We start from the raw sequence: 3,958 nt of genomic DNA, 5'->3' as shown, positions 1-3,958 counted from the left end.
GAATGTGGAGCTGTCGATCCGGGAGCTGTTCGACATGCCGACCTGCGCCGAACTGGCGCCGAGACTGAGCGCGGACCCGGCCGCGGTGCGCCCGCCGTTGCAGCGGCAGGCGCGGCCGAAGCGGCTGCCTTTGTCCTATGCGCAGCAGCGGCTGTGGTTCCTGTATCGTTTCGAAGGGCCGAGCTCCACCTATAACATTCCGCTGGCCTTGAGGCTGAAAGGCGATCTGCACCCGGAGGCTTTGCAGCAGGCGGTGGCCGACATTGTGGAGCGGCATGAAAGCCTGCGCACGGTGTTCGTCGACAACGATGGCGTGCCAGAGCAGCGGATCCAGTCCGCGGAACAGGCGCTGCCGTCCTTGCCGCGCGTCGAGGTCGCCGACGAAGCGGAACTGCAGCGGGCATTGCGCGAAGCGGCCGAGCACCGTTTCGATTTGTCGAGCGAGACGCCGCTGCGTTGCACGCTGTTCCGCCTGGGCGAGCAAGAGTGGGTATTGCTGTTGTTGATCCACCATATCGCCGGCGATGGCGGTTCCTTGCTGCCGCTGGGCCGGGAGCTGGACGCCGCCTACGCCGCGCGCTGCCAAGGCCGGGCGCCGGACTGGCAGCCGCTGGCGGTGCAATACGCCGACTACACCTTGTGGCAGCGCCAGTTGCTGGGAGAGGAAAACGATCCGGAGAGTCTGATCGCCGCCCAGTTCGCTTATTGGAAGCGGACGCTGGCGGGCGCGCCGGAGCAATTGACGCTGCCGACCGACCGTCCTCGCCCGGCGGTGGCCAGCTACCGCGGCCGCTATCTGCCATTCGAGCTGGACGCCGGCTTGCATGCCGAACTACGCCGGCTGGCCCGCGATCACGACGCCACCTTGTCCATGCTGCTGCAGGCGGGGCTGGCGGCGCTGTTTACCCGGCTGGGCGCAGGGGAGGACATCCCGCTGGGCTGCGGCATCGCCGGGCGTACCGACGATGCGCTCAACGACATGGTCGGCTTCTTCGTCAATAGCTGGGTGCTTCGCGCGGACACTTCGGGCAATCCGGATTTCATCACGCTGCTGGGCCGGGTGCGGGAGCAGGCGCTGGCGGCCTATGCCCATCAGGATGCGCCGTTCGAACGCTTGGTCGAGTTGATCAATCCATCGCGCTCCAGCGCCCACCACCCTTTGTTCCAGGTCAATCTGACTTTGCAGAACAATGCCTTGCCCGATTTCAGGCTGGATGGGCTGGAGGTTTCCCTGTCGCCTATCGAGGCCGATACCGCCAAGTTCGACCTGTTTTTCAATCTGTTCGAAATTTTTGGCCTGGATGGCCAGGCGGGTGGGCTGCAAGGCGGTGTCGAGTACGCCACCGATCTGTACGAACAGGCGACGGTGGAGCAATTCATGCGCCACTTCCAGCGCCTTTTGCGCCAGGTGGCGGCTGTGCCGACGGCGCCGATCGCGGCATTGGATCTGTCCGAGCCGCAAAGCGCCGCCGAAGCGGATTGCGCCGCGCGGCCGGCGGCATCCGACAGCATCGTCCAGCGGTTCGAGGAGCAGGCGGGCCGAGCGCCGCAGGCGTCCGCCTTGAGCTTCCAGGGGCAGACCCTGAGCTACGCCGAGCTCAATGCGCGCGCCAACCGTTTGGCGCATGCGCTCATCGCCCGCGGCGCGGGACCGGAAGACCTGATCGCGGCGGCGTTGCCGCGTTCGCTCGATCTGGTAGTGAGCCTGCTGGCGATTTTGAAGACGGGGGCCGCCTATCTGCCGCTGGACCCGGATTATCCGGCCGAGCGCCTGGGCTTCATGCTGGCCGATGCCAAGCCTCGGCTGTTGCTGGGGCACGGCGAGGCGCTCCGGCATCTGCCGGTGGACGCGTCGACTCAGGCCATCGCGCTGGACGATGCCGAACTGGGCCGGGAGCTGGCGCTGGCCGGAGACGGCAATCCGGAACGCGCGCGTCCGTTGGGCGCCGATCATGCGGCGTATGTGATCTACACCTCCGGCTCCACCGGCCAGCCCAAGGGCGTGCTGGTGCCGCACCGCAATGTGCTGCGGCTGCTGGACAGCACCGAGCGCTGGTTCGGCTTCGGCGCCGGCGACGTATGGACGCTGTTCCACTCCTATGCCTTCGATTTCTCGGTCTGGGAGATTTGGGGCGCCTTGCTGAGCGGCGGCCGCCTGGTGGTGGTGCCGCGCGCGGCGGTGCAGGCTCCGGATGAGTTCCTGGCGTTGCTGGAGCGGGAAAAAGTCAGCGTGCTGAATCAGACGCCGTCGGCGTTCTACGCCTTGATGCAGGCGGAGGCGGCCCGTCCGGAAACCGCGTCCGAGCTGGCGTTGAGGACTGTCGTTTTCGGCGGCGAAGCCTTGGACCTGAGCGCGCTGAGATCTTGGTATCAGCGGCATGGAGACGTCGGGCCGAAGCTGGCGAACATGTACGGCATCACCGAAACCACGGTGCACGCCAGTTACCAGGCGCTGGACCGCCGCTTGTGCGAAGAGGGCGGAAACAGCCTGATCGGCGAGGCGATACCGGACTTGCGGCTGCACTTGCTGGACCGTTGGCTGCAGCCGGTGCCGGCGGGCGGCGTCGGCGAGCTGTACATCGGCGGCGCCGGCCTGGCGCGCGGCTATCTGAACCGGCCGGGCCTGAGCGCCGAGCGTTTCATCGCCAATCCGTTCGCCGCGGGCGAACGGATGTACCGCAGCGGCGATCTGGCGCGGCGCAATGCCGCGGGGGCGCTGGAATACCAGGGCCGAGCCGACCAGCAGGTCAAGGTGCGGGGCTTCCGCATCGAGCCGGGCGAGATCGAGACCGCGCTGCGTGGCCATCCCGGGGTCGAAGATGCCCGCGTCGTCGTCAAGGCGATGGATGGCAACGATCAGCGGCTGATCGCCTATCTGTTGCCGTCGGAGCGCGCCGCCGCGCCCCTGAGACGCTGGCTGCGCGCCAAATCCAGCGTCGCCGCGCAGAACGCGCGGGAGATCGAGCTGCCCAACGGCCTGCCTGTTTTCCACCATAACGCGGCTGAAACCGAATTCCTTTACGAGGAGATCTTTGAGGATCGGATTTATCTCAAACACGGCATTCGTCTGGATAACGATGCCTGCGTGTTCGACGTCGGCGCCAACATCGGCTTGTTCACCTTGTTTGTCGGCCAGCATTGCGGCAATGCCACGGTGTTCGCCTTCGAACCCATTCCCCCGGTTTTCGGCACGCTGTCGCTGAACGCGGCGGTTCATGGAGGGAAGGTCCGCCTGTTCGATTGCGGGCTGTCGGACGCGGCCAGGCAGGAAACCTTCACCTTCTATCCCAACGACACCTTGATTTCCAGCAGCCGAAACAGCGCGGAAGCGACTCGGCGCATGGTCAAATCCTTCCTGATCAACCAGCACGGCGACAGCGACGGCGAGGCGGTGGACGAGTTGCTGGAAGAGCGCTTGAGCAGCCAGCAGTATGTCTGCGGATTGCGTTCGCTGTCGGACGTCGTGGCCGAACACGGCGTGGAACGCATCGACTTGCTGAAAATCGATGTCGAAAACGCTGAATACGATGTCTTGCGCGGAATCTCGGACGCGGATTGGCCGAAGATCCGGCAGTTGGTGATGGAGGTACATGACGTCGACGGCCGTCTGGCCTGCATTGTCGAGTTGCTGCGGGAGCGCGGCTATCGAGTGATCCACGAGCAGGACCGCCTGTTGCAGAACACCGCGATCCATTGCTTGTACGCGGTTCACGCCAGTTGCGGCTCCGCGTCGGCGGACGCCGTGCCGAAGGCCGAACCGGCTGCGGTCTGGCGCAGCCGCTCGGCCCTGCTGCGCGATGTGCAGGCGGAATTGCGCTCGCAGCTGCCGGATTACATGCAGCCCAATCATCTGGTATTGCTGGATGCGTTCCCGCTGACCGCCAACGGCAAGCTGGACCGCCGGGCGCTGCCGACGCCGGAGCAGGCGGCGCTGAGAACGCGCGATGTCGATCCCGCC

General features: G+C 65.9%; 1 protein-coding gene. It reads left to right on the top strand.

What is annotated here, in order from left to right; genetic code table 11:
• A partial coding sequence (locus VL52_RS22670; protein ID WP_144410390.1) for an amino acid adenylation domain-containing protein occupies window positions 1-3,958 on the top strand: 3,958 nt, incomplete at both ends.

This window comes from Chromobacterium vaccinii (genome assembly GCF_000971335.1).
In the GTDB taxonomy this organism is placed as follows: Bacteria; Pseudomonadota; Gammaproteobacteria; order Burkholderiales; family Chromobacteriaceae; genus Chromobacterium; species Chromobacterium vaccinii.
This window is presented reverse-complemented; position numbering and strand designations above follow the sequence as displayed.